Origin of the sequence: Microvirga calopogonii, from assembly GCF_003347665.1 — a bacterium.
Classification (GTDB): domain Bacteria; phylum Pseudomonadota; class Alphaproteobacteria; order Rhizobiales; family Beijerinckiaceae; genus Microvirga; species Microvirga calopogonii.
Map to the genome: position 1 here is coordinate 84,470 of NZ_QDGA01000004.1, position 24,764 is coordinate 109,233.

The 24,764-nt window shown below is 61.5% G+C and carries 27 protein-coding genes; 19 read left to right on the forward strand and 8 right to left on the reverse strand.

What is annotated here, in order from left to right; genetic code table 11:
• Positions 1-21 precede the first annotated feature (21 nt).
• The 8 genes from DDF70_RS06070 (at position 22) to DDF70_RS06105 (ending at position 8,195) form a co-directional block, all read left to right on the forward strand.
• Positions 22-531 (forward strand): flagellar basal body-associated FliL family protein, encoded by a 510-nt coding sequence (locus DDF70_RS06070; protein ID WP_114943971.1) that lies wholly within the window; start codon positions 22-24, stop codon positions 529-531.
• A 72-nt stretch (positions 532-603) separates the two neighbouring features.
• Positions 604-1,341 (forward strand): flagellar type III secretion system pore protein FliP, encoded by a 738-nt coding sequence (fliP, locus tag DDF70_RS06075; protein ID WP_114943972.1) that lies wholly within the window; start codon positions 604-606, stop codon positions 1,339-1,341.
• A 118-nt stretch (positions 1,342-1,459) separates the two neighbouring features.
• A complete protein-coding gene (gene fliF, locus DDF70_RS06080; protein ID WP_114943973.1) occupies positions 1,460-3,097 on the forward strand; it encodes a flagellar basal-body MS-ring/collar protein FliF in 1,638 nt (545 codons plus the stop codon).
• Positions 3,097-3,744 (forward strand): hypothetical protein, encoded by a 648-nt coding sequence (locus tag DDF70_RS06085; RefSeq protein WP_114943974.1) that lies wholly within the window; start codon positions 3,097-3,099, stop codon positions 3,742-3,744. The genes fliF and DDF70_RS06085 overlap by 1 nt, the downstream gene beginning before the upstream one ends.
• Before the next feature lie 6 nt (positions 3,745-3,750).
• Entirely contained in the window at positions 3,751-4,962 is a 1,212-nt protein-coding gene (locus DDF70_RS06090) for a MotB family protein (RefSeq protein ID WP_114943975.1), read from the forward strand.
• Positions 4,963-4,967: 5 nt separating this feature from the next.
• Positions 4,968-6,224, forward strand: coding sequence for a chemotaxis protein MotC (locus DDF70_RS06095; protein ID WP_162820234.1), 1,257 nt, complete (start codon positions 4,968-4,970; stop codon positions 6,222-6,224).
• 239 nt (positions 6,225-6,463) lie between these two features.
• Positions 6,464-7,627: a flagellar hook-length control protein FliK gene (fliK, locus tag DDF70_RS06100; RefSeq protein WP_162820235.1), complete on the forward strand. Its 1,164-nt coding sequence runs from the start codon at positions 6,464-6,466 to the stop codon at positions 7,625-7,627.
• 7 nt (positions 7,628-7,634) lie between these two features.
• The gene (locus tag DDF70_RS06105) at positions 7,635-8,195 is read left to right on the forward strand and encodes a transglycosylase SLT domain-containing protein (protein ID WP_162820236.1); all 561 of its coding nucleotides are present in this window, start codon (positions 7,635-7,637) and stop codon (positions 8,193-8,195) included.
• 120 nt (positions 8,196-8,315) lie between these two features.
• On the opposite strand, the gene DDF70_RS06110 is transcribed toward DDF70_RS06105, so the two are convergent.
• The 8 genes from DDF70_RS06110 to motA all read right to left on the reverse strand — a co-directional run bounded on the left by DDF70_RS06110 (position 8,316) and on the right by motA (position 14,257).
• Positions 8,316-9,023: an AprI/Inh family metalloprotease inhibitor gene (locus tag DDF70_RS06110; RefSeq protein ID WP_114943978.1), complete on the reverse strand. Its 708-nt coding sequence runs from the start codon at positions 9,021-9,023 to the stop codon at positions 8,316-8,318.
• A gap of 20 nt (positions 9,024-9,043) precedes the next feature.
• Positions 9,044-9,547 (reverse strand): hypothetical protein, encoded by a 504-nt coding sequence (locus DDF70_RS06115; protein ID WP_114943979.1) that lies wholly within the window; start codon positions 9,545-9,547, stop codon positions 9,044-9,046.
• Positions 9,544-10,608: a flagellar biosynthesis protein FlhB gene (gene flhB, locus DDF70_RS06120; protein WP_114943980.1), complete on the reverse strand. Its 1,065-nt coding sequence runs from the start codon at positions 10,606-10,608 to the stop codon at positions 9,544-9,546. Before flhB ends, DDF70_RS06115 begins: the two co-directional genes overlap by 4 nt.
• A 123-nt stretch (positions 10,609-10,731) precedes the next feature.
• Positions 10,732-11,760 carry a flagellar motor switch protein FliG gene (locus DDF70_RS06125; RefSeq protein WP_245435385.1) on the reverse strand — a complete coding sequence of 343 codons (1,029 nt, stop codon included), beginning with the start codon at positions 11,758-11,760 and terminating at the stop codon, positions 10,732-10,734.
• A gap of 14 nt (positions 11,761-11,774) precedes the next feature.
• Positions 11,775-12,137 (reverse strand): flagellar motor switch protein FliN, encoded by a 363-nt coding sequence (gene fliN, locus DDF70_RS06130; RefSeq protein ID WP_245435386.1) that lies wholly within the window; start codon positions 12,135-12,137, stop codon positions 11,775-11,777.
• An 11-nt stretch (positions 12,138-12,148) separates the two neighbouring features.
• Complete coding sequence (locus DDF70_RS06135) at positions 12,149-12,463, reverse strand: hypothetical protein (RefSeq protein ID WP_114943981.1); 315 nt, start codon at positions 12,461-12,463, stop codon at positions 12,149-12,151.
• Positions 12,444-13,376, reverse strand: coding sequence for a flagellar motor switch protein FliM (locus DDF70_RS06140; protein WP_114943982.1), 933 nt, complete (start codon positions 13,374-13,376; stop codon positions 12,444-12,446). The genes DDF70_RS06135 and DDF70_RS06140 overlap by 20 nt, the downstream gene beginning before the upstream one ends.
• Positions 13,376-14,257, reverse strand: a complete 882-nt coding sequence (motA, locus tag DDF70_RS06145) for a flagellar motor stator protein MotA (protein WP_114943983.1) — start codon at positions 14,255-14,257, stop codon at positions 13,376-13,378. The genes DDF70_RS06140 and motA overlap by 1 nt, the downstream gene beginning before the upstream one ends.
• A gap of 202 nt (positions 14,258-14,459) precedes the next feature.
• Between motA and flgF the strand changes: the two genes are divergently transcribed.
• The 11 genes from flgF to fliR all read left to right on the forward strand — a co-directional run bounded on the left by flgF (position 14,460) and on the right by fliR (position 24,762).
• Entirely contained in the window at positions 14,460-15,185 is a 726-nt protein-coding gene (gene flgF / locus DDF70_RS06150; protein WP_114943984.1) for a flagellar basal-body rod protein FlgF, read from the forward strand.
• A gap of 8 nt (positions 15,186-15,193) precedes the next feature.
• Positions 15,194-16,516 carry a flagellar protein export ATPase FliI gene (gene fliI / locus DDF70_RS06155; protein ID WP_114943985.1) on the forward strand — a complete coding sequence of 441 codons (1,323 nt, stop codon included), beginning with the start codon at positions 15,194-15,196 and terminating at the stop codon, positions 16,514-16,516.
• Positions 16,517-16,615: 99 nt separating this feature from the next.
• Positions 16,616-17,821 (forward strand): flagellar hook protein FlgE, encoded by a 1,206-nt coding sequence (locus DDF70_RS06160; protein ID WP_114943986.1) that lies wholly within the window; start codon positions 16,616-16,618, stop codon positions 17,819-17,821.
• Positions 17,822-17,853: 32 nt separating this feature from the next.
• Positions 17,854-19,314 (forward strand): flagellar hook-associated protein FlgK, encoded by a 1,461-nt coding sequence (gene flgK / locus DDF70_RS06165; protein ID WP_114943987.1) that lies wholly within the window; start codon positions 17,854-17,856, stop codon positions 19,312-19,314.
• A 3-nt stretch (positions 19,315-19,317) separates the two neighbouring features.
• Complete coding sequence (locus tag DDF70_RS06170) at positions 19,318-20,376, forward strand: flagellar hook-associated family protein (protein ID WP_114943988.1); 1,059 nt, start codon at positions 19,318-19,320, stop codon at positions 20,374-20,376.
• Positions 20,377-20,391: 15 nt separating this feature from the next.
• Entirely contained in the window at positions 20,392-20,739 is a 348-nt protein-coding gene (flaF, locus tag DDF70_RS06175) for a flagellar biosynthesis regulator FlaF (protein WP_114943989.1), read from the forward strand.
• Positions 20,736-21,155, forward strand: coding sequence for a flagellar biosynthesis repressor FlbT (flbT, locus tag DDF70_RS06180; RefSeq protein WP_114943990.1), 420 nt, complete (start codon positions 20,736-20,738; stop codon positions 21,153-21,155). The genes flaF and flbT overlap by 4 nt, the downstream gene beginning before the upstream one ends.
• A 15-nt stretch (positions 21,156-21,170) precedes the next feature.
• The gene (gene flgD, locus DDF70_RS06185) at positions 21,171-21,569 is read left to right on the forward strand and encodes a flagellar hook assembly protein FlgD (RefSeq protein ID WP_114943991.1); all 399 of its coding nucleotides are present in this window, start codon (positions 21,171-21,173) and stop codon (positions 21,567-21,569) included.
• A 2-nt stretch (positions 21,570-21,571) separates the two neighbouring features.
• Entirely contained in the window at positions 21,572-21,838 is a 267-nt protein-coding gene (locus DDF70_RS06190; protein ID WP_009493088.1) for a flagellar biosynthetic protein FliQ, read from the forward strand.
• A gap of 96 nt (positions 21,839-21,934) precedes the next feature.
• Complete coding sequence (gene flhA / locus DDF70_RS06195; RefSeq protein WP_114943992.1) at positions 21,935-24,010, forward strand: flagellar biosynthesis protein FlhA; 2,076 nt, start codon at positions 21,935-21,937, stop codon at positions 24,008-24,010.
• Positions 24,007-24,762, forward strand: coding sequence for a flagellar biosynthesis protein FliR (gene fliR, locus DDF70_RS06200; protein WP_114943993.1), 756 nt, complete (start codon positions 24,007-24,009; stop codon positions 24,760-24,762). Before flhA ends, fliR begins: the two co-directional genes overlap by 4 nt.
• The last annotated feature ends 2 nt before the right edge of the window (positions 24,763-24,764 follow it).

Below are 24,764 nucleotides of genomic sequence, written 5' to 3' on the forward strand. Positions count from 1 at the left end.
GAATATCGAGACGAGAGAAGAATGGCCAAGGCCCTAGAACTTCCTGCGCCCGCCGGCAGCGCACCGAGCAAGGAGGGATCGCTCCGATGGCTCCTGACGCTCGGTCTGCTCACCCTCCTGTCCGCTGCCGTCGGGGGTGGATTCGGCTTGGTCATGGTCTCGGGGATCGAGCGTCAGGTCGAAGAAAAGTATAAGGCCTTGCCGCAGAAGCCCGAGGTCGTCAGTCCCTACAAGGGCAACATCGCAGTCAAGAAGCTCGCCGCCGTCGTAACCAATCTGGCAGGCTCGGAGAGCGACTGGGTCCGGTTGGAGGCATCCATCGTTTACAAGCCAGGTGAGGAACAGCACCCGGACGTGTTGGCATCCGAGACGAGACAGGACATCCTGTCCTATATGCGCACCGTGTCGCTGGCGCAGATCCAGGGACCGAGCGGGCTCCTCCATTTGCGTGAGGATCTCAACGAGCGTGCAAGGTTGCGCTCGAAGGGGGTGATTCAGGAGCTGGTGCTTGAAACCCTGGTCGTACAATAGGACCAAGCCTTTACCGCATTCGCGGGACCTTTTCGCGGATGCCTTTCCATTTTCTTGAAAGACATAGTGACAATGCCCCTTCGTTTCATATTCACCGGTGCATTCCTCCTGGCGGCAACGAGTGCCCAGGCGCAGATCGCCGGCCTCGAATCGCTCATCCCCGCCGGTGACGGCGCCGTCAGCGGACGGATCATTCAGCTCGTCGTTCTTCTGACCGTTCTGTCCTTGGCGCCCGGTTTGCTGATCATGGTGACCAGCTTCACCCGTTTCGTCGTCGCCTTCTCGTTCCTGCGCTCGGGGCTGGGGCTCCAGAGCACTCCCGCCAATCTCTTCCTGATCAGCCTGTCTCTCTTCATGACCTTCTTCGTCATGGGGCCGACCTTCGATCGGGCCTGGAACGATGGGGTCAGGCCGTTGACGGAAAACCAGATTTCCGAGGCAGAGGCGTTTACCAGAACGACGGAGCCCTTCCGCGAGTTCATGATGACCCACGTGCGGCCCAAGGATCTCCAGATGTTCAGCGATCTGGCCGCGGTCAACTATCCGCGGCCGAGCGAGGGCGAGAAGATCGACCTCCGGATCCTGATCCCGGCCTTCATGATCTCCGAGCTGCGCCGAGGATTCGAGATCGGCTTCCTGATCGCCTTGCCCTTCCTGGTCATCGACATGATCGTGGCAACCCTCGTGATGTCCATGGGCATGATGATGATGCCCCCGACCGTTTTGGCCCTGCCGTTCAAGATCCTGTTTTTCGTCCTGATCGACGGCTGGAACATCCTCGTAAGCGGCCTGGTGCGGTCATATTTCTGACCGGTCGTATTTCCTGCAACGGACGAAAACGGACTCCCGGCGGAGGCGCAGCAACCTTCGCACAAGGTTGACGACGCACAAGTGATCTCGACACCTCTTACCAGTACCGAGATTCTCTATGCCTGGTCGTCAGCAAGCCGAAAGATTGTGGAGTAGTTTGATGCAGCTGGGCGCCCGCCGCCTGGCTGCCTTGGCCGCGATCGGCCTTGCCGTTTTCCTGTCCGTCGGCATCGGCACCTATTACCTCAGCCGGCCGGCTCAGGAGATGCTCTACACCGGCCTCGACCGCGAGGATGTCGGGCGGATGGGAGCGGTCCTGAAGGATGCGGGCATTCCCTTCGACGTGAGCACCGACGGAACGGCGCTCCTGGTCAGCTACGGCAATACCGCCCAGGCCCGCATGCTGCTCGCCGAGAAGGGGCTGCCGCACAGCACGAAGTCCGGCTACGAGCTCTTCAATGATCTCGGCTCGCTGGGCCTCACCTCCTTCATGCAGGAGGTGACAAAGGTCCGGGCTCTCGAAGGCGAGCTGGCTCGGACCATTCAGGGCATGAAGGGCATCAAGGCGGCGCGTGTCCATATCGTCCTGCCGGATCGCGGATCGTTCCGCCGCGAGCAGCAGCCGCCATCGGCCTCCGTGGTCATTCGCACGGTGCCCTCCGACGATGCATCGTCCGCGCAGGCCATCAGGCATCTCGTCGCGGCGGCGATTCCGGGCATGGCCGTCGACAAGGTCACCGTCATGAACACGGACGGGACGCTCCTGATGTCCGGCGACGATGCGGCCAATGCCTCGACGGGCAAGATGGCGCGCCTCGAGAAGACGGTCGGCCTCGAAATTCAGGACAATGTGCGCCGCACGCTCGCGCCCTATCTCGGATCCGGTAATTTCGAAGTCAGCGTGGCCGCACGCCTGAGCACAGACAAGGTCAGCACCAACGAGACGATCTTCAATCCCGAATCGAAAGTCGAACGTTCGACCCGGACGATCAAGGAAACAGAGGTCTCGCAGAACAAGAGCGGTCAAAAGCCCACGACCGTCCAGCAGAACCTGCCGGACGAGAATGTTCGGAGTGAATCGGGCGACAGCTCGAGCGAGGACAACCAGCGGCGCGAAGAGCTGACGAACTACGAGATTTCGTCGAAGACGATCCAGACGATCAGCGATGGATACCAGATCAAGAACCTTTCCGTCGCCGTTCTGGTGAACAGGTCTCGCATCACGTCGCTCCTCGGGGAGAATGCAACGCCTGCCGAGATGGATGCCAAGGTTGCCGAGATCGAGCAGCTCGTGTCCTCGGCCGCAGGCTTCAGCAAGGGGCGTGGTGATCAGATCAAGGTTGCGGCCGTCAGCTTCGTCGACGACGGCGGAATGCTCCAGCCGGTCCAAGGTCCGTCTCTGACCGAGATCCTCATGCGTCAGTTCGGAACGGTCGTGAACGCCCTGACGATCCTCGCCCTGTGCGCCATGATGATCTGGTTCGGTTTGCGTCCTGCCGTCCGGATGCTCATGGCCCGCCACCAGGCCGAACTCGAACTCCAGCGCGAGCAGGCGGCCGCACTGGCCGCGGCGGAGGCTGAAGAAGCTCTCGAAGCAAGCCGTGAGACTGCCCTGCAGGTGGCATCCGAGCTGGACGAGCAGAACCTGATCGAGATGCCGAGGACGCCGCAGCGCAAGCTGGAGCAGATCATCGAGCTGAGTGAAGAGCAGGCGGCTGCCGTTCTGAAGCAATGGCTCGGGCGGGAGGCCGCGTAATGGCCGGAACGCTAGCCAGTCTCCTGGCGGATTTCTCAAGTCCGGCCGCAGGCGCTTCCTCGGGGATCAGCCTTCTGCGCACCGTCAAGATCGCGCCTGAACCGAGCCCGGAGCCCTCACCATCGCCCGTCGTCGACCGCCACGCGGAAATCGTCGCGTCTATTGAGGCGAGAGTCCGGGCCGAAGAGCGAGAAGCGGCGCGCAGGGGAATCGAGGACGCCATAGCGGCCGAGAAGGCCCGTCATATGGATGATCTGAGCGAGCAGAGGACGATCTGGGTCGAGGAGCAGGCCCAGCAGCTTTCAGCCCAACTCGCGGCGGCCGTCGATTGCCTTGAGGCCAACCTCTCGGAGAAGGTCGCCAACATCCTCAGGCCGTTCGTTGCAGAGGCCTTCCGGCAGCAAACCCTCACCGAATTCAAGGAGGTGCTTGCGACATTGCTGTCCGGCAACGAGGCGCGCCTTTTGAAAGTCTCCGGCCCGGAGGATCTTCTCATGGCATTGCAGGACCGTCTCGGCTCCTCCAGGAGCCTAATCGAGTTTTCGCCCGGCGAGCACGTCGAGGTGAGCGTGACGGCGCAGGATACGCTTGCTCAAACGCAACTGAATGCCTGGACGGCCCGGCTGTCCCAGGCGCTGGAAGGCTGACGACCGATGGCGAGTTCAGACAAGCAGGAGATCGTCATCGTCCGCAGGGGTGACGATGGTGAGGATGTCGTCAAGGGTGGTGCATGGAAGATCGCGCATGCGGATTTCATGACGGCGATGATGGCGTTCTTTCTCGTCATGTGGCTCATCGGCATGACCGATGAGAAGACCCGAAGCGGCGTCGCCAACTATTTCAATCCCGTGCAACTGGCGGAGTCGACCCCGAACAAGAAGGGGCTCGACGACCCTCAGAACGTGCCGCCGGACAACAAGACGGACAACGACAAGGACGGCAAGGAGAAGGGGAGCGGCGAGGGCACGGGCGGAAAATCCCACCAGCTGCGCAAGCCACGGTTCAAGGAGGGAGCCCTCTTCCAGGATCCCTACGCGGTTTTGGCCCGGATTGCCGATGAGCCTGAGGTGACCCCGTATGACACGCTCGGCGCGGACGCGACGCCGGGCGATACGGAGGTGCCCGGGCTCAAGGCTGGCGAAGCCTTCAGGGATCCCTTCGATCCACTGTATTGGCAGGTCGCGCCGGTCGAGGAGCTGAAGACGGACACGCCGCCGAAGCCCGGAACCGCGTCGCCTGCCCCTTCGAAGGCCATCATGGATGTGGTCGCCGCTTTGAGCCAGAAGGCGCCGGCCGGGAGCCGGCCCGAGCCGAAGGCACCTGCGCCTTCGCCAGCATCGAACGGCACGACGCCTGATGCGGCCGGGCAGTCCTCGAGCAGCGATCCGCGCGCAGCCAACGCGGCCGACCAGAAGGCGGCGGAGCTCAAGCGGGACATCATGAAAGCCGTTCAACCGACCAACGATGCGTCGCCGAAGCCGCATATCGAAGTGCGCCGGACCGGCGCCGGCACGTTGATCAGCCTGACGGATGATTTCGACTTCACGATGTTTGCCGTGGGTTCTGCCGAGCCCCACGCCAAAGTCGTGCGCGCCATGGCCGAGATCGCAAGAATTTTGCAGTCGCGCCCGGGCAAGATCGTCATCCGCGGTCACACGGATGCCCGGCCGTTCAAATCGGCAAATTACGACAACTGGCGGCTCTCCCAGGCTCGAGCTCAGATGGCACTGTATATGCTCGTTCGCGGCGGGCTGAACGAGAGCCGGATCGTTCGGGTCGAGGGACATGCGGACCGGGATCCGAAGATCCCGAGCGATCCGAATGCGGATCAGAACCGCCGGGTCGAGATCCTTCTGCAGGAGTGATCACGATGAAAGGTCGTTCATTGCCTCTCATTGCGATATCCGTATTCCTTGGCGCTGGCGCGGCCCTGGCCGAGAGCGGAGGGCATTCGGAGACCATCGCGGAACAGAAGGTCGAGGCCATCGCAGTTCCCGTCCCGGTGCAGCTCGTGAGAACGTTGCATCTGATGCAGGACCAGATCGCGGTCGGTTCGACGGAGGCTCATGCTGCCCAGCGCGGCCTGCTGGGAATTCTGGATGACAGGTTCATGAACCTGGAGCCGGACACCTGGCGGACCAGCAAGAACGTGCAGGCTGCCGTGTCCTTGGTGCTCAGTGGCGGAAACCCGAGCATTCTGAGGAAGCTTCTGGAGCTCGGCTCCTCCGTGGTTGCAGACAGCGACAGGCCGCTGATCGAAGGCGCCCTCGCCTATGTCGAGGGAAGGGAGGAAGCGGCGCAAGGCCTGCTTGCATCCCTGGATCCTCGCTCCCTTCCTCCCATGCTGGGAGCGCAGCTGGCTCTGGCTCAATCGGCACTCGTCGTGCGCAAGAATGCTGCGAAGTCCGACGAATTGCTGGATTTCGTCAGGCTTCAGGCGCCCGGCACCCTGTTGGAAGAGGCAGCCCTGCGCAGGCAGGTCTTCGTCGCAAGCCAGACCGACAAGATGGAGAAGTTCCAGGCGCTCGCCACCGATTATCTGCGCCGTTACCGCCACTCGATTTATGCCGGCAATTTCCGTCAGCGCTTGGCTTCCGCCCTTACCAGGGTTGATTTTGGCAAGGAGGCGTCGCGCTTCGACGGTCTCGTGGCCATGATGGCCGAACTCGAACCCGAGGCAAGGCGCGACCTGTATCTTCTGGCTTCGCGGTCGTCGATCGAACAGGGCTTTACCACATCGGCCCAATTGCTGGCCGACAAGGCGCGGGAACTGGCCGGATCGGATCAGGCGAGCGGGGCGAGGGCAACGCTTTATCGGGCGGCTTCGCTGATCACGTCACCGCAGTTTATCGATGGCGCGGTCAGTGACCTCCGCAGCATCGACAGGTCAATTCTCGCAGCCGGCGACGTGAGCCTGCTGGATTCCGCGCTCGCGATGGCGGATCAGATTCGCAGAGTGCCTGAAGCTCAGTCCCGGCAGGCTTCCTCGGCGAAGCCGGAGGTGGCGAGGGTCGCGACCGGGGTACCGGCGACCGCTTCCGCTCCTGCGCAAGGGCTGGAACAGCTTCAGGCCCTATCCAAGGCACGTGACGCCCTGAGCCGCGTCGACAAGTTGATCAAGAACTAGGCATTAGCAAGCAGATGAGCCGATTAGACCTTCTGTCACAGACAACGCCGAGGCTTGTGGACGCTCCGTCGCGCAATCCTTCTCCAGGTTCGGACAACCAAGGCGGCAAAGGCAATGGCACGATGTCCGACTTCGGCGCGCTTCTGGATGGATTCTCCGGAAGGCAGCCGAGCGAAGGTATAGGGGCATCTCAGCTTGAAGCAGTCCTGATGGGTGCGGAGGGAGAAAAGACTGTTTCGATGGCCGGAGGAGCCGACCCGGATCCGTTGCAGGATCTTCTGCCCGAGGCGCCATCGCGCGACGGTTGCGAGGACGGGTCGGCCCTTGAGGCCGGAAGTTCCGCCTATGCGATTCTCGAAAATCTTCTTCCCCGTATTCTATCGCGAACCGCCAATGGAAACCATCCCGATTCAGGGCGTTCTGGCGCATCCTTCGCGTCGCCCTCCCTTCCCATGATGCAACAGGATCTGGAAGACTTGAGTCCGGCCAACACCGGATTGGGATCGAAGCTCGCCGTGTCGGTTCAGAATCAGGAGGCCCATTTCAAGCCCATCATCGAGGGCCTGAGTGGCTCTCCAGCGGAGCCGGGAATGCCTCTTCCCATTGAGGAAGCCGGGCAGGCACCCGTGAACATGCTTCAGGAGAAGCTCAAGAGCAACGGAGTGAAGGGCCTGCATCCCGACGCCGATCAGGCATTCCAGGCATCAGCCGAGATAGCCGCCGATATAGAGGCCGCAGAGAATGGTGAAGACCGCGGACCCGTCAGAGCCGCATCCCCGGATCGCATGATCGATCGCTCGGACGTCCAAAAACAGGCGCCGATGACTGGGGTGAAGGCCGAACCGGGCTCTCTTCCGTCCTCCACGCTTCAGCATCTTGCAGGATCCATTATCGAGGATGCCAAGGCATCATCCGAGATACAGCAACCCTCCTTCCAGCATGACGGCTTGAACCGGGTTGCCACGGCAAGAGCCTCCGCCGGGGTACTCAGGGTCTTGGATCTCCAGCTGAAGCCGGCCGAGCTCGGCCTCGTGACCATCAGAATGCGCCTCTCGGGCGACAGCATCGAAATGGAGATCCAGGCTCAGCACGAGGACACCGCCGAGCTTCTGCGAAACGATGCGGACAAGCTGTCCAGCCTCCTCAAAGTGTCCGGCTATCGTCCGGACGTGATCACCATCCAATCTGCTGAAACCGCCTCCCATGACCGCTCATCGTTCCACCGTCCGCAACAGGGAAGCATGGCGCAGGGCCAGTCCTTCGATCAGGGTGCCGCCACGGGGCAGGGCCAATCGTCCCGTCATCAGGGAGACCGTTATGGCGGCAGCGGACCCGAGATCCATCCGGACGGGGGCGAGGGTTCGGCTTCTGGCGGCAGCCGCACTGGCGGGATTTACCTTTAACGCCTGGATGACGGCCTCGGCCGTTGCTCAGTCCCCGTCTGGACTGTGCGAACGGGAGATGATGCGCGCTTCGGCGAAGTACGGTGTGCCGATCGGCATGCTCTACTCGGTCGGATTGACTGAAACGGGACGACGCGGCAGCCTGCAACCTTACGCGATGAATGTGGAAGGCAAGGCAGTGTTCTCCAACAGCGCGGCGGAGGCGATGCAGCGATTCGAGGAGGCGAGCCGCAGCGGCGCGAAGCTGATCGATCTCGGCTGCATGCAGATCAACCATCTCTATCATCGCGAGAACTTCGCGTCTCTGGCGAGCATGCTCGATCCCCGCATGAACGTGGAATATGCGGCCCGCTTTCTCAGGGACCTCAAGACCCGTCACGAGACATGGACGATGGCCGTCGCGCGCTATCACGCCGGCCCGAACAACGATCCGGCCCAGAAGCGCTATGTTTGCCGCGTGATCGCCAACATGGTCGCGACCGGGTTCGGTCAATGGACCCCGGCAGCCAAGACCTTCTGTGAGGACGCGCCGGGCCTGAGCAGAGGGCAGACGGCTTCGGACGGTTGACGCTTCAGGTGCAAAAAAGGGACCCTCTTTCGGGATCCCGCCCCATGCCACTTCTTTTTCGCCGGCGCATCGAGCCGATGCAGCTCTCTGCGCTGGCTCGATGCGCCAAACGGCGAGCTGCTATCTCGTCATTCTGATCTCGGATCCTGAGCCGCTCAGGATTCCGGCAAGCGCTGCTTCCGCTCCGGATAAGCGGCCGACGACGGTCCCTCGCGAGAAGAGTACCACCTGGTTCTCGCGGAAGCTCCACCCATTGACGCTGCGGACGGCCTCGTCCTTGCATCCCTGTGCCGATGCTTTGTAGAGATCGAGGGAAGGGACGCTGGTGAGTTGTACCTTGCAGGAGGTTGCACCGACATTGGCATTCCAGGTCCCGGCATAGGAGGTGGCGCGTTGCGGCGCGGTGAAAACCCCCGGAGGATTTGATTGGGGTTCAGCGCGGGCTGAGCCTGCCGCAAATGACGGCTGGTTCGGTGCAGCCGGAAGCGGCGTCGCGAAAGACTCGGGCTCGGGAGGCGTCACGACAGAGATGTCCGGCGACGGGGGAAGCGGCCCCATATCCGGTTCGAAGCGATGCTCCCGGCGACTCCCAGGCCGTGCGCCGGGGATCTCGACGATTTCCATCGGGGGCACGTCAGGTTCCGCAACCATATAGACCGGCGAGGCGGTAAGCTGCCGGCCCCAAGGCGCGGCGTATTCCGGGTAAGCTCTGCGGACATATCCTTGTCCCCATGGCCCCGGGCGGTAGGACGTGTCGGTGGAACTGCAGGCCGAGATCGCGGCCGTAATCGTCAGCGGACCCGCAACGTTGAAGAATTTGTGCAGCATCGGAGCGCGTTTTCTGATGCTCAGTGGCGCATGGCGCTGGCAGAGCAGTACGGCGACTTGAACCGGGCCGGCAGCGGCCTCAGGCGGGCGGACGAGAGAATTCTTCCGAACGATGCCGGGTCGAAATCCGCTTTGCGGAGAGCCGCTTCCAGAAGGACCTCGCTGATTTTGACGCCGATGTAATAGGCGCCGAAAATCAGCTGGAAGAAGACCGTAACCGACTCGTGATTGAATTCCATGTCGAGAACGATGCAGGACGCTTCCTCGCGGCTGGAGCAGACATGGGCGACATAGCCGTACGACAACGTTCTGCCCTTGAAATAGAGCTCGGCCGATGAGGTCAGCATCTCGTCCATGTTTCCATGAAGCTGATTGTCGGCATAGAAACGGATGATCTCAGGATCCGTGAGGCAGAAGTCGGCGATGACATCCTTGAGGTTGCAGGCGAGCACCTCCTCGAACGCTTGAATATCCCAATGCTCTCTCGACGGCGCAGCGGCTTCGACGGGGCGAAGGCTTCTCATTTAGACCTCGTGAGGATGTAGAACAGGATCTGAGCGACGGCCTTGTAGAAGTCGGGAGGAATCATCCGGTCGACTTCTACATGATCATACATGGACCTTGCGAGAGGCTTGTCTTCGATGACGGGCACGCCGTTCTTTTCAGCGATCTCGCGGATTTTCAGAGCGATGAGGTCCTTGCCCTTGGCGACGACGATCGGAGCGTTGGCCTCGCTTCGTTCGTAGCGCATGGCGATGGCGAAATGGGTCGGGTTGGCGATCACGAAGGTGGCTTTGGGCACGGCAGCCAGCATGCGCTTGCGGCTTCGATCCTGGGCCAGGGAGCGCATGCGCGCCTTGACCATGGGATCTCCCTCCATCTGCTTGTACTCTTCCTTGACCTCCTGCTTGGTCATCTTCAGGTCGCTGTGCCATTTGAAGCGCGCCCAGAGCAGGTCCGCGGCGACAAGGACGATCGTCGCGATGGCGATGGCGGAGACGAGCCGCATGGCCATGGTCAGCATCAGCTCCGGAAGGAGGGAGGGATCGGTGAACATGGCATTCAGGACCTTGTATTGCTCCGACTTCAGAAGCAGGAGGCTGACGAGCGTCATCGTCGCGAACTTGAACAACGATTTCGCAAACTCCACTAACCCCTGCCGGCCGAAAATCCGCTTCCAGCCGCTCACGGGCGAAATTCTGTTCCATTGCGGCCTAATCCGCTCCGTGACGAGTGACGGCACATTCTGCAGAATCGACGCCGCAAGGCTGCAAGCTGCCAGAATGATGATCGTCGGGATCAGGAACTGACCGGCTTCGAGCGCGACGGCGTGAATCAGCGCGATGGCGTCCGTACCGGAATCGAGCCGGAAGTCCTGCGGGCGGTTGACGAAGAGCGACAGATTTTCCGTCAGCGTCTTGGTGGTGCCGCGGACGGCGAATGCCAGGACGATCAGGATCCCCACGATGGAAGCGAACAGGGGTGCTTCTCTCGAGAAGGGGATGTTCCCCTTCTCGATGGCGTCCCTGACCTTCTTATCGGAAGGCGCTTCTGTTTTACTGTCCTGGTCGTCCGTGTCAGACATGATCCGAGGTTCGGCCGCTAGAGTATCGGGCCCGGAAGCGGAATACGCCTCCGGGAAAGTATCCGATGCTCAATCCCTAAAGCAGTGCATCGTTCGGGCGATCCGTCGGATCTGCGCGATTCGCTAGAAGTACGCTTCATCCTCGTTCTCTGAGTTGATGACGATCTCTCCGCGACCGGCCATCTCCAGCGCGAGATCCGTGATGGTGCGTCGGGCCTCGGCGATGTCGCGATGAGCCGAGGGCTCCTTGCTGTTGAGTTCGTGCTCGATCATGCGGCGGACGCGCGAGGACAGGGCCGACAGCACCACCTTGCGGAACTCGTCGTTCGTGCCCTTCAGGGCGAGGACGACCCGATCCGGCGGAACCTGATCGAAGAGGGTCGTACGATCCTTCGGCGTCAGCTTCACGATATCATCGAAGGTGAAGAGCAGGCCTCTGAGAATTTCGGCCGATTTCGGGCGAACGGACGAGAGGTTGCTCAGCACATCCTCCATGTGATCCCGTTCCATCTTGTTGATGATGTCGGCGATCTTCGCGTGCGTGTCGGAGCCCGCATTCTTCGAGAAGTTCGCCATGAAATCGTCGTGCAGCGTCTTCTCGATGTTCTTCATCGTCTCGTCGACGATGGGCTTCATGCTCAGCATGCGCCGCATGAGATTGTTCCGCAACGGCTGCGGCAGCTGGGTCATCACCTTCGCGGCGCAGGACGGCTTGACCTTCGACAGAATGAGAGCCGCCGTCTGCGGGTGCTCCTTCATGAGATAGGACGCGATCGCGCCTTCACTGACTGTCGAAATGCGTTCCCAGATGCTCCGGTTCGCATTGCCGACGACCTCGCTCATGATGCTGGAGATCTGCTCCGGGCTCAGAATCCCGGTCAGCAGCTTCTCGATATGGGCGGCACCGCCGATCAGGTCCGCCCCGTCGGAGAAATTCGACGCGAATTCCTCGACGAGCTGCTCGATCTGGGTCGGGGAGACTGGCCCGAGTTGCGCGGCGGATTTCGTGACGAGACGAATCTCCTCTTCGCTGAAATGCTTGAGGATCCTGCTCGCGGCAGGCTTCCCCATGGCGAAGAGAAGTGTTGCGACGCGCTCGGGCCCTTTCAGGACCTTCGTGCCATTCGACTTCATGGGAATGTGAGCGACCATGCGGTAAAGCCGATTCAGCCGTTAAGATCGTTGGTGGGAGGTCCGACGATTTCGGTCAAGGAGATGCCGAATCGGGAGTTGTCGTCTTCGACGACCACGACCTCGCCACGGGCGATGATGCGTCCGTTCACGACCACATCGACCGGCTCGCCGACCCGATGGTCGAGAGGAACGATCGCGCCGCGTCCGAGCTTCATCAGGTTGGCGACCGGCATGGTCGCAGAGCCGAGGACGACCTGGATCGTCACGGGAATACGCAGGATCGAGTCGAGATTTTTCCCGCCTCCCAGCTTGTCGTCGTTCAGGCCTGCGCCCTCGAAGGCATTTTCCTGCTGCCACACGGCTTTGTCTTGCTTGGGTTCGAATGGATTCGTCATGGGAGCGGACCTTACGAGTTGATGGTGCCGGGGCGCGGCTGTGATTGCTGACGTGCGTCTCGAATGAGGCCTTCGAGGCGCTCGGACATGGCCCGCGCCTCTTCGATGCGCTGGCTGAGGAGAACGAGGGTTTCCTTGCCTTCCCTGCCGAAGTTCGTCACCGCGTTCTGAGCGGTCAGAAGGGCAGTTCCGGTCTTGTCGAAGATCTGCTGATACTCGGCATGATAACGGTCGAGCTTTCTCAGCTTCCGGTACATCACCGCGACCATGACGCTGGTAATGACGAGCGCGAGGAAGAGAATGGCGTTAGCGAGGGAGGACGTCATCGAGAAACTCTTTTTCCTGATCGATGAGCTCATCGACTTTGAGAACGTAGGATCCTTCCGACTGCCCGATATGGCACCAGAAGAGTCCTTGCTGATTGCTCTCGAGCTTGACGCGGCTGCGCGGCGTCGCCTGCAGCTCGATGACGTCGCCGATCTTGAGATCCGCGATCTCGCCGAGTGAGAGGAACCGCTCTTCGAGAACGGCCTTGAGCGTCACCTCGGTCTTCTTCACCTCGGTGGCGATCTGCTTCATCCAGCGCGGATCGCGGCCCGAGGATTCGCCGGTGACCACCTGCGAGAGAGCCTTCCGCATTGGGTTGAGAACCGATTGCGGGATGATAACGAACATCTCGCCGCCACGATTGAGCGCCTGGAGAAGAAACTTCGCCGCGACGGCCTGATTGTTCCGCCGGCCGATCACCGCGAAGTCCATGCGGGTCTCGATGCGCTCGAGCTTGAACTTGGTATCGACCACCAGCGAGAAGGAGGCCTGGAGGGCCTTAGCGACCTGCTCGAAGAGAGTCTGGGCCATCTTGAGTTCGATGTTCGAGAAACCCCGCGGTTCCTCGACCGGCGGCTCCGAGCCGTCGGAGCCGAAGAGAACCTCGACCATCGTGTAGATGAAGTCGCGGTCGAAGCCGATCAGGATGTGGCTGTCCCACTCCGGAGCGTGGAAAATGCCCGCTACCGCGTTCGACTCGTACATCTCAAGGATTTCGGTGATGCGTCCGCTTTCAAGCCCGCTAAGCGAGTAGTACATGGGCGAGGCCGCCATGTGACGCAGATGCTCCGCGCAGCTGGTCGACATGCGGTCGAAGATCACGTGGAGCATCGGCAGGCGGTCGAGCGAAAGGCCCGCCGCGTCCAGCAGCATATCGCGGATATCGGTGGCGCTGTGTGTCCCGCTCGTCATCACGCAGCCTCTTTCAAGTCTTCGCTGCGGCCACCGGTGGTCGTGGCGGCTTCAACTTCGTCGATGGTCGGGCGGTAATCCACGGAGATGCCCTTGCGGCCATGCTCCACGGCGATCTGGGGCAGGGCGCCGTTCATGTAGGCGATAAGGGCCTGCTTGACGATGACGTAGACGCGGGTCTGCTTTTCGCGGGTGGCCTTCACCTTGTTCGCAAGTGGCGACAGGAAGGCATAGGAGATGAAGATGCCGCCGAAGGTCCCGACGAGCGCCGAGGCGATCAGGCCGCCCAGGATGGCGGGCGACTGGTCGATGGCGCCGAGAGCCTTCACGATGCCGAGGACAGCGGCCACGATGCCGAGGGCCGGGAGCGCTTCGGATACGGTGTTGATGGAGTAATAGGGTTTCGTGCGGTCCCGTTTGAGGGTCGCGATCTCTTCTTCCATGAGGGCTTCGATCTCATGGGGGCGAGCATTGCCGATGATGATGAGGCGCGCATAGTCGCAGATGAACAGGGTGAGGTCCTTGTCCTTCAGCACGCTCGGGAAGGCCTTGAAGATCTCTGATTCTTCCGGCTGGTCGATATGCCCTTCCACCTCGTTGCGCGGCTTGTTCTTCAGTTCCCGCATGAGAGCGTAGAGCAGGCCCAGGATAGAGAGGTAATGGTCTCTCTTCGGAACTGTTCCGGAGATCGCCTCGCGAGCGGCCCGGCCGGTGTCCTTCACCAGAGGCATGGGGTTCGCGATGATGAACGTGCCGATCGCGATGCCGCAGATGATCACGTATTCCCAAGGCTGCCATATCACAGCCAAGTGACCGCCCATGGCGACATAGCCGCTCACGAGCGAGCCAATGGCGACTGCCAATCCGATCAAAACGCCCAACGTTGTGGTCCCTTTTGCGAAAGTCCAACCTGTTGAACCAGTCTTAATCGCGGAGGCTTGCGTGAAGCTGGAAACGATGGGGCAAGCCTCATGCAAGGCTGTTCGGCTACCCCTCGGCCAGGTTCATGCGGCAGACGGAAGCCGCCCCATCAGGGCTGGCTCCACTGTCCACCCTCATGAGAGAAAAGGCCGGAGCTCCTCGATGCAATCCTCGCTTTATGTCGCATTGTCCGCCCAGGTGGCCATGGAAAAGCGACTCAATACGATTGCGAACAATGTTGCCAACATGAACACGGGCGGCTTCAGGGCCGACGAGGTCAAATTCGAGGAAATCCTCTCGCTCGCGGCCAAGGAGAACGTGTCCTTCGCGTCTTCCGGACACAATTACGTGTCCCGGCGGACCGGTCCCGTCGTGAAGACCGACAATCCGCTCGACGTCGCGGTTCAAGGCGAGGCCTGGTTCGCGTTCGATGGCCCCAATGGCGCCGTCTATACCCGGGACGGCCGCTTCAAGATGAACGAGAACGGCGATCTTCTCACCGTCGAGGGCTATCGGGTTCTCGACGCCGGCGGTTCACCCATCGCGCTCGATCCGATGGGAGGTGCTCCGACCATCGGCCACGACGGAACGATCACGCAGGGGACCAATCAGGTCGGGGCAATCGGTCTCTTCAATCTGCGCAACGACAGCCGGCTCAGCCGCTTCGGAAATTCCGGCGTCATGTCCAGCATTCCGGGTGAAGTCGTCCAGGACTTCAACTCCAACGGCATTAAGCAGGGCTACAGCGAAGGATCGAACGTCAATCCCGTTCTGGAAATGACGAAGATGATCGCGGTTCAAAGGAACTTCGATAGCGCTGCGACGACCATCCAGGAGAGCGAATCGACCTTCATGGATGCCATCCGGTCCCTTGGCCCCAGCACCTGACGGCCGCAATGAACGCGCTCCAGAGGCTTGAAGAATTCGTTCTGTCCGAAGCGGTTGGACGCCGGAAGATCCAGGTCAGCGGCACCATCCGTGAAGTCAACCCAAGCTACTACCGCGTCGCGGGTCTGTCGCAATTCGTGAAGCTCGGGAATCGTGTAGGCTTTTCCGCCGATGGAAAGACGCAGATCGGAGAGGTCGTCCGCATCGACGACGGCGGCGTCACGGTCAAACCATTTAATGGCCGCATCGAAGCTGGAATCGGAACGCCCGTCTTCATCGTGAGCGATACGGGTCTGCGGCCGGATCAGACCTGGCGCGGGCGCGTCATCAATGCTCTCGGCGAGCCGCTTGACGATCTCGGGCCTCTCATGCCGGGCCACGATCCGGTCCGGAACGACGCCGAGCCGCCATCCGCCATGACGCGGGCAAGGGTCACGATGCCTTTGAGAACGGGCGTCAAGGCCATCGATCTGTTTACCCCGCTCTGCCAGGGGCAGCGTATCGGCATCTTCGCGGGCTCGGGCGTCGGCAAGTCGACTCTCCTGACCATGCTGGCCAAATGCGAAGGCTTCGACACCATCGTTGTCGCGCTGGTCGGTGAGCGCGGCCGCGAGGTGAGGGAATTCCTCGAAGGGCCCATCCACGCCAACCTGCATAAGTCGGTCATGGTGGTGTCGACGGGAGACGAGAGCCCGATGATGCGGCGCCAAGCGCCACGCACGGCGGTGTCCATCGCGGAGTATTTCCGTGATTGCGGGGACTCCGTCCTGCTCATCGTGGATTCCGTCACACGTTACGCCCATGCGGCCCGCGACGTGGCCTTGGCGGCCGGAGAGCCTGCCGTGGCCCGCGGCTACACGCCCAGCGTCTTCAGCGACCTGCCTCGTCTGCTGGAGCGAGCGGGTCCCGGAGCGGAGGGGAGGGGCTCCATCACGGGCATCTTCTCCGTTCTCATCGACGGCGACGATCACAACGATCCTGTCGCCGACAATATTCGCGGAACGCTCGATGGCCATATTGTCCTGGATCGCGCGATCGCCGATCAGGGGCGCTATCCTGCTATCAACGTTCTGGGCTCGATCTCGCGACTGGCCGATCATGTGTGGTCGCCGGATCAGAAGGAACTGGTGCGCCGTCTCCGCGGAATGATCGCGCGCTTCGAGGATACGCGCGATCTCAGGCTGATGGGTGGCTATCATCCGGGCAACGATCAGGAATTGGACCAGGCGGTCGTTCTCGTCCCGAAGATCTACGAGGCGCTGCGACAGGACCCGTCCATGCCTGCGAGCCGCGACGCCTTCATGGATCTGGCTCAGGCCCTCAAGCAATAGAGCCGTTCACGTATCGCAACATCATCATCCCTGGAACGGAACACAGCTTCGCACAAGCGTCATGGTGTTAGGTCCAGTTTGAAACCGTAGGAGCTTCAGATGAGTCTTTATGGCGTTCTTCGTAGTGGCGTTTCCGGCATGAACGCCCAGTCGAACAAGTTGGGTACCGTCGCCGAGAACATCCAGAACTCGAGCACCACTGGATACAAGCGCGCCTCGACCGAGTTCTCGTCTCTGATCCTGCCGTCGAGCGAAGGAAACTACAATTCCGGTTCCGTCACGAGCCGCGTTCGCTACACGATCGCCGATCAGGGGCCGATCGCCTACACGACATCTTCGTCGGATCTCGCTATCTCCGGCAACGGGTTCTTCGTGGTGACCGATCCGGGCGGATCCCCCTACCTCACCCGCGCCGGCAACTTCGTCAAGGACGGCCGAACGGGTAACCTCGTCAACGCCTATGGCTTCACGCTCATGGGGTACAAGCTGGGAGCAGGGGCGGTGAGCCCATCGCTGAACAGCCTCGACGGTGTCGAGCCGGTCAACATGTCTTCGTTCGCCATGCAGGCCAGCGGCTCAACCAAGGGCACCTTCAAGGGAAACCTGCCGGACGGTGAGGCTGTCGTCGCACTTCCGGCCGTCAGCAAGCAGTCCTCGCTCCAGGTCTATGACAAGGTCGGCAACCCGATCAAAATCGACATCGAGCTGTCGAAGATCAGCGATACGCAGTGGAACATCAGTGTAGCGAACGGAACGACGGCCGATCCTCTCGTTCCCTTACCCACGACATCTATGACGTTGACCTTCAACGCGGATGGCCAGCTGACAGGCCCGTCCGTCCTGAACTTCGGCGTTCCCGGCGGCGAGCCCTTCGCTCTCGATATGGCGGGCATGACGCAACTCGCTGGCGAATACAACGTCACGGGTGAGGCCAACGGCAATGCGCCGTCGGCGGTGAAGGATGTCGAGTTCGCATCCGACGGAACGGTCTATGCCGTCTACGAGGACGGAACGCGGGTCGGAGCCTATCGGATCCCGCTCGCCAATGTTGCGAGCCCGGACAACCTGAGCCCCCGCGCCGGCAACGTCTACGAGACGACGGCTCAGTCCGGCGGCTATCAGGTCGGCTTCCCGGAGATGTCCGGCTTCGGGTCCATCGCGTCCGGTGCCCTGGAAGGATCGAACGTCGATATCGGCACCGAACTGACGGCGATGATCGAGGCTCAGACCAGCTATACGGCGAACTCCAAGGTGTTCCAGACGGGATCCGAACTGCTCGACGTTCTGATGAACCTGAAGCGGTAATGCGCGTCCTTCTGCTCAAGGGTCCATGATCCATGTCTCTGTCCGTAGCCTATAACACGGCGCGTTCCTCGTTGCAGGCGTCGCAATCGCAGATGGCCGTTGTGTCGCGCAACACATCGGGGGCCACCGACCCGAGCTATTCGCGCAAGATCGGCGTCCTCACCACCACGGGCGGGTACGCCCGCGTCACGGTTCTTCGGGCGAGCGACCAGGCGCTTCTGACGAAGATGTTGGAAACGACCTCCGCTTCCGCGACCCAGAAGGCGCTGCTCGATGGGTTGCAAAAGCTCAGTCAGACGATCGGCGACACGCAGCTGGACCAGTCCGCGGCAGCCCGCGTCGGTGCTCTGCACAGCGCCTTGCAGCAATATGCCAATGCGCCGGACAATCCGACGCTGGCGCGCGCCTTCGTCAAGGCTGCAACGGATCTTGCCGATACCTTGAACCGCGCCACCACGGCGATCCAGTCCGTGCGCCTGGAAGCCGACAAGGGCATGGCCGGATCGGTTGACCGCATCAACGATCTTCTTCTCAAGTTCGAGAAGGCGAACCAGCAGGTCATGAGCGGATCGGCCCTTGGAGCCGATGTCAGTGATGCCATGGACACGCGCGACAATCTCATCGCGCAACTGTCCGAGGAGATCGGAATCACGGTCGTGCCGCGCGCTGGCAACGACATCGCACTCTATACGGACAGCGGCGTGCCGCTGTTCGAGCGGACGGCGCGGCCGGTGACCTTCAGCCCGACCACGGCCTTCGGACCGGCCACCACCGGAGGAGACGTCTTCATCGACGGAATCCGCGTGACGGGGCCCGGGGCTCTCATGCCGTTGAATTCCGGCAATCTCGTCGGGCTCGCACAGGTGCGCGACGGCGCCGCCGTGACCTACCAGAAGCAGCTCGACGAACTCGCCCGAGGTTTGATCCAGGCCTTCGCCGAAAGCGACCAGATCGGCGTTCCGAAAGATGTCGACAAGCCAGGCGTCTTCACCTTCGCGGGAGCCACAAGCGTCCCCACCATGCCAGCCTCCGCCGGGTTGGCCGGGCTGATCCGCGTCAATGACGCCATTGATCCGACGAAGGGCGGCACCTTCGAGGCGATCCGGGATGGCGGGATCAATGGTGCCAACTACGGCTACAATGTGACTGGCAACGCGGCCTTCTCCGGGCGGCTCTATGCCCTGACGGACGGCATGGTGGCGGAGCGCCCGTTCGATCCGTCCTTCGGCTTCGGTCCCAGCGCGTCCCTGCAGGGCTTCGCCTCCCTGACTGGGAGCTGGCTGGAAGCCACACGCCAGAGCGCCAGCCAGAGCGTCGAGTATCAGACGACGCTTCTTGGGCACGCCTCGGAGGCCCTGTCGAACGCAACCGACGTCAATATGGACGACGAGACGGCGTTGATGCTGCAACTGGAAAAGTCCTATTCGGCATCGGCAAAGCTGCTGTCGGTCATCGACCAGATGCTCAAGAATCTCCTTAACGCGATAGGCTAAGCCATGAGAACGACATTCGTCTCAACCATGTCGCTTTGGAATTCATCCAAATCGACCCTCGACAAGCTCCAGAGCGGCCTCACGAAAGCCAACACGGAGCTGACGACGGGCCGGCACGCGGATATCGGGCTTGCTCTCGGGCACAAGGTCGGGGAATCGCTCTCCCTGCGCCAGCAGAGAGCGGAGATCGACACGCTCACCGACAGCAACAGTCTGGCCCTTCAGCGTCTCAAGACGACGACGGCAGCTCTCGACAGCATCCGTGAGACCGCGACCAAGTTCAGGGATGCCCTGGTGGGATTGCCCGCAAATCCTCCGGTGGAAACCATCAAAGGGCAGGCCGCCGCCTACATGAGCAGCCTGGTGGGCGACCTCAACGTCTCCATCGGCGGACGATACGTTTTCGGCGGCATCAATACGACGACGGCGCCCGCCAACGGCTATGCCAACGGGACACCGGCTTCGCTCAAGGACCTGGTCGCGGGTGCATTCTCCGCACCGGCGACATCCGGCGGCTTCGGTTTCCCGCAGAGCGACCCGCTCGTCTCCGGGATTTCTCCGGCCGATATGGAAGCCTTTCTGGACGGCCCCTTCAAGCAGATCTTCGAAGGATCGGGATGGGACGCATTCTCGAATGCCTCCGACCAGAATATCCAGAGCTTGATCTCGCCCACGGAAAAGGTCGAGACATCCACGAACGCGAATACGACGCCTATTCGTCAGATCGCAATGGCATACACGATGATCTTCGATCTCGGCATCGAGTCGCTCAGCGCCGCGACGCGAGATGTGGTGATCACGAAAGCCGTCCAGATCCTGTCGAGCGCCGTCAGCGGCGTCATCGATGTGCAGGCAAGCGTCGGCACCTCGCAGGCGAAGGCCGAGAGCGCCAACGTGAGAATGGATCTGCAGAAGTCGATCTTCGAGGAGCGCATCGGCAAGCTCGAAGCCGTCGATCCTGCGGAGGCAAAAATCCGCGTCGATCAACTCATGACCCAGATCCAAACATCCTATTCGCTCACGGCCCAGCTCAAGCAGCTGAGTCTGATCAACTATCTCTAGTCCCGGATCTTATCCATGTATCGATTTTCGTATGCAGAAGTTGTCGAAGACGCTCCCAGGGAATGTCGGCAACGCGAGTATGAAATCTTCGGGCAGGCAATCGGATTCCTCAAGGCTGCCGACGGCCTTCCGTCCAATTCTCCCGAGATGAACCACGCCGTTGAGTTTCTCCAGCGGCTCTGGACGGTCTTCGTCAAGGACCTGGCGCATCCCGACAACGAGCTTCCTGATAAACTCAAGGCGCAGCTCATCTCGATAGGCTTTTGGGTGATGCGGGAGACCGGCCGCATCGCCTGTGGTGAACACAACAATCTGACCGCGCTGATCGACATCAATTCCATGATCCAGGAGGGGCTGAAATGAAAGCCAAAATGCGGTTCTCCCTTAAGGCCGGCGAGCGCATCTTCATCAACGGTGCCGTCCTGACGGTCAGCCAGAAGGTGACGTTGAGCCTTTTGAACGAGGCGCGCTTTCTGCTCGAGAGCCATGTCCTCCAGGTTTCTGAGGCGACGACTCCGATGCGCCAGCTCTATTTCGTCGTGCAGTCCCTCTTGATCAACCCGCAGGAGGCGGGCAAGGTCATGGGAGCCTTCCGTAAGCTGCACGAGGCGCTGATCCAGGTCGCCACCGATGAACCGGCCAAAGAAGCCCTGAGCAAGGTCGCCGATCTGGTGGAAGCCGATCGGACGTTCGAGGCTCTCAAGCTCATCCGAACCCTGTTCGAGCCGGTCGAGGCTCGCCCCGCCGCACCGGTGGAAGCCGCGGTTCAAGCGGCGTAATCCTGGAGCCTCATCATGAACGTCTCCTCCGTTTCCAGCCCCGTCGCCGCTCAGCGGTCCACGTCGACGAGCGACACGTCCTCCACGGCGAGCTACGACAACTTCCTGAAGCTGCTGATGGCGCAGATGAAGAATCAGGATCCGACCGAGCCCATGAAGTCGACCGACTACATGGCCCAGCTCGCGACCTTCTCCCAGGTCGAGCAGACCGTGAAGAGCAATTCCAAGCTGGACGCCCTCCTGGCCTCGTCGGCTCTCTCGCAGGCTGACAGCGTCATCGGCCGCACGATCTCGACGGCCGACGGCAAGATCTCCGGTCAGGTCACGTCCGTCACGATCGTCAGCGAAGGCGCCGTCGCCAAATTGACCAACGGGGATCAGGTTCTTCTGGGCCCGGGCGTCATCGTGAGCTGACGATGAACGAAGTCGACGCCCTGGAACTCGTTCGGGCCGCCATCTGGACCGTCATCATCGCCGCGGGACCGGCCGTCGCCGCAGCGATGATCATCGGCATCGTCATCGCCCTGGTTCAGGCCCTGACGCAGATCCAGGAGGTCACTCTCACGTTCATCCCAAAGATCATCGCCATCCTGGTGGTGGCTCTCGTGACCGGCTCGTTCGTCGGCTCGCAGATCTTCGCCTTCACGGAACTCGTCTACGGCAAGATTGTAACAGGGTTCTAGCCTGCCGAATGGGGCTTGGGCCAGAGCGGCGACCCTCGCGCAAGCTTCATGGTTCATGTGTCAGTCTCATCGTTCATCCGTTGAGCTGGCAGGCACATGGAAGCAAGTGAAGTTACAGCCCAGGGGCGCGGCAGGGATCTGGCGTTCGCCGGTGCCGTGGTCGGCATCCTTGCCATTCTCTTTCTCCCCATTCCGCCGATGGCGATCGATATGGGCCTTGCCCTCTCGGTCGCGCTGTCCGTCCTGATCCTGATGGTGGCGCTCTGGATTCAGAAGCCCCTCGAATTCTCGGCCTTTCCTACCGTCCTTCTCATCGCAACTTTGTTGCGGCTCGCGCTGAGCATCGCGTCGACCCGTCTCATCCTGTCCGATGGTCACAAAGGCGTCGATGCCGCGGGCCACGTGATCAGCGGCTTCTCCCAATTCGTGATGAGCGGCGATTTCGTCATCGGCATCGTCGTCTTCATCATCCTGATCACGGTCAACTTCCTCGTCATCACCAAGGGTGCGACCCGTATCGCCGAGGTCGGCGCCCGCTTCACGCTCGATGCCATTCCCGGCAAGCAGATGGCCATCGATGCGGACCTGTCTGCGGGCCTGATCGACGAGAAGGAAGCCCAGAAGAGGAGGCGTGAGCTCGAGGAGGAGAGCGCCTTCTTCGGATCCATGGACGGCGCCTCGAAATTCGTCCGCGGCGAGGCCGTCGCGAGCCTGATCACCATTGCCGTCAACATCTTCGGCGGCATCGTCATCGGCGTCACGCGCCACGGAATGCCCCTGTCCAAGGCGGCGGACGTTTTCGTCCAACTCTCGGTCGGCGACGGTCTGGTCAGCCAGATCCCGGCTCTCGTCGTCTCCCTGGCCGCAGGCCTTCTGGTCTCGAAAGGCGGAACGAGGGGACAAGCCCAGCAGGCCGTGCTCGGGCAGCTCGGCGCCTATCCGCGAGCCCTCATGGTGGCCGCCGCCCTGATGTTCGTCTTTTCCATCGTGCCCGGCCTGCCGATGATCCCGTTCCTCGTGCTCGGCGGCTGCATGAGCTTCATCGCCTACACGATTCCGAAGCAGAGAGCCGAGGAGGAGGCGAAGGTCCAGGCCAAGCTGGCGCAGGAGCAGCAGAAGAACCTCCTGGAATCGCGGGAATCGGTCAAGGAAACCCTGAAGCTCGCCGAGATCGAGCTGTGCCTCGGCAAGCATCTGGCCTCCTACCTTGCGAGCTCACACGGGGATCTGGCGCACCGCGTCGGCAAGATGCGCAAGAAGTTCGCCCAGGATTACGGCTTCGTTCTGCCGGACGTGAAGCTCTCCGACAGCCTGATGATCCCGCCGAAAAGCTACCAGATCAAAATCCACGGGACCGTCGTGGCGACACAGGAAGTCCGGCCCGGCGATCTTCTCGTCGTGCTCGGCGACGGACCGATCCCCGACGTTCCGGGGGACGAAGTGCGCGAGCCGGCCTTCGGCATGAAGGCCCTGTGGGTGTCAGACGTCTATATGAGCGAGATCAAGCGGCAGGGCTTCCAGGCGGTCGATGGAGCATCGGTCCTCCTCACGCATCTGAGCGAGGTGATCCGCAACAACCTGCCCCAGCTCCTGTCCTACAAGGACGTGCGCAATCTTCTGGACGGCCTCGATTCGGAGTACAAGCGTCTGCTCGACGACATCTGTCCCTCGCAGATTTCCTATTCCGGCCTTCAATCCGTTCTGAAGCTCCTGCTCGCCGAGCGGGTGTCCATCCGCAACCTGAGTCTGATCCTGGAGGCGATCGCCGAAATCGCTCCCCATGCGCGCCGGGCCGAGCAGCTGGTAGAGCACGTGCGGGTTCGCATTGCCCAGCAGATCTGCGGCGACCTTGCAGAAGGTGGAGCCCTGAACGTGCTGAGGCTCGGCAACAAATGGGACATCGCGTTCCATCAGAGCCTGAAGCGGGATCCAAAAGGCGACGTGGTCGAGTTCGACATCGATCCCCGTCTCGTGGAACAGTTCGGCGCCGAGGCATCGGACGCCATCAAGACGCGCATGGGCCAGGTTCAGACCTTTGCCGTCGTCACCGCGCCGGACGCGCGCCCCTATGTGCGCATGATCATCGAGCGCATGTTCTCGTCCCTGCCTGTCCTGTCGCATCTGGAAATCGCCCGCGGCGTCGAGGTCAATTCGCTCGGGACGATCTCGTGAACCAAGTCACGCCCGAGATCCTGCTGGCGATCTTCCTGATCTTCTGCCGGATCGGCGGATGCCTGATGATCGCTCCGGGCTTCTCGAGCAACCGGATCCCGGTGCATGTGCGGCTCTTCATCGGCCTCGCCACCAGCCTGGCGCTGGCGCCGGTCCTTCTCGAGAAGGTTCAGGCGGGCATCACGTCGCAGGCTCCTGCGGCCATCCTCATCTATATCGGCAAGGAAACCCTGACCGGTCTCCTGATCGGTCTCCTCGGGCGCGTCTATTTCCTCGCCCTGCAGACCATGTTGAGCGCCGTTGCATTGGCCCTGAGCCTCGGCGGCATGCCGGGAACGCCGATCGACGAGGCGGAGCCTCTTCCGCCGATCAGCTCCTTCATCATGATGGTGGCGACGGCCGTTCTTTTCCTGTCCGACCTGCATTGGGAGTTCTTTCGTGGACTCATTGCCTCCTACTCGCGGCTGCCCGTGGGCGAAGGGCTGGCCATGAACCTCTCGCTGACGCAGCTGGTCGATCAGATCGGCATTGCCTTCGTGCTGGCGCTCAGGATCAGCAGCCCCTTCATTCTGTATTCGGTCATCGTCAATCTGGCGGTCGGGCTCACCAACAAGCTCACGCCACAGATCCCGGTTTATTTCCTGGCGACACCATTCATCATGCTCGGCGGATTTCTGATCATCTACTTCGCCGCGACCGACTACGTGCTCCTTTTCATGGAGGCGTTCTCCGCCTGGCTTCGGAACGGATAATC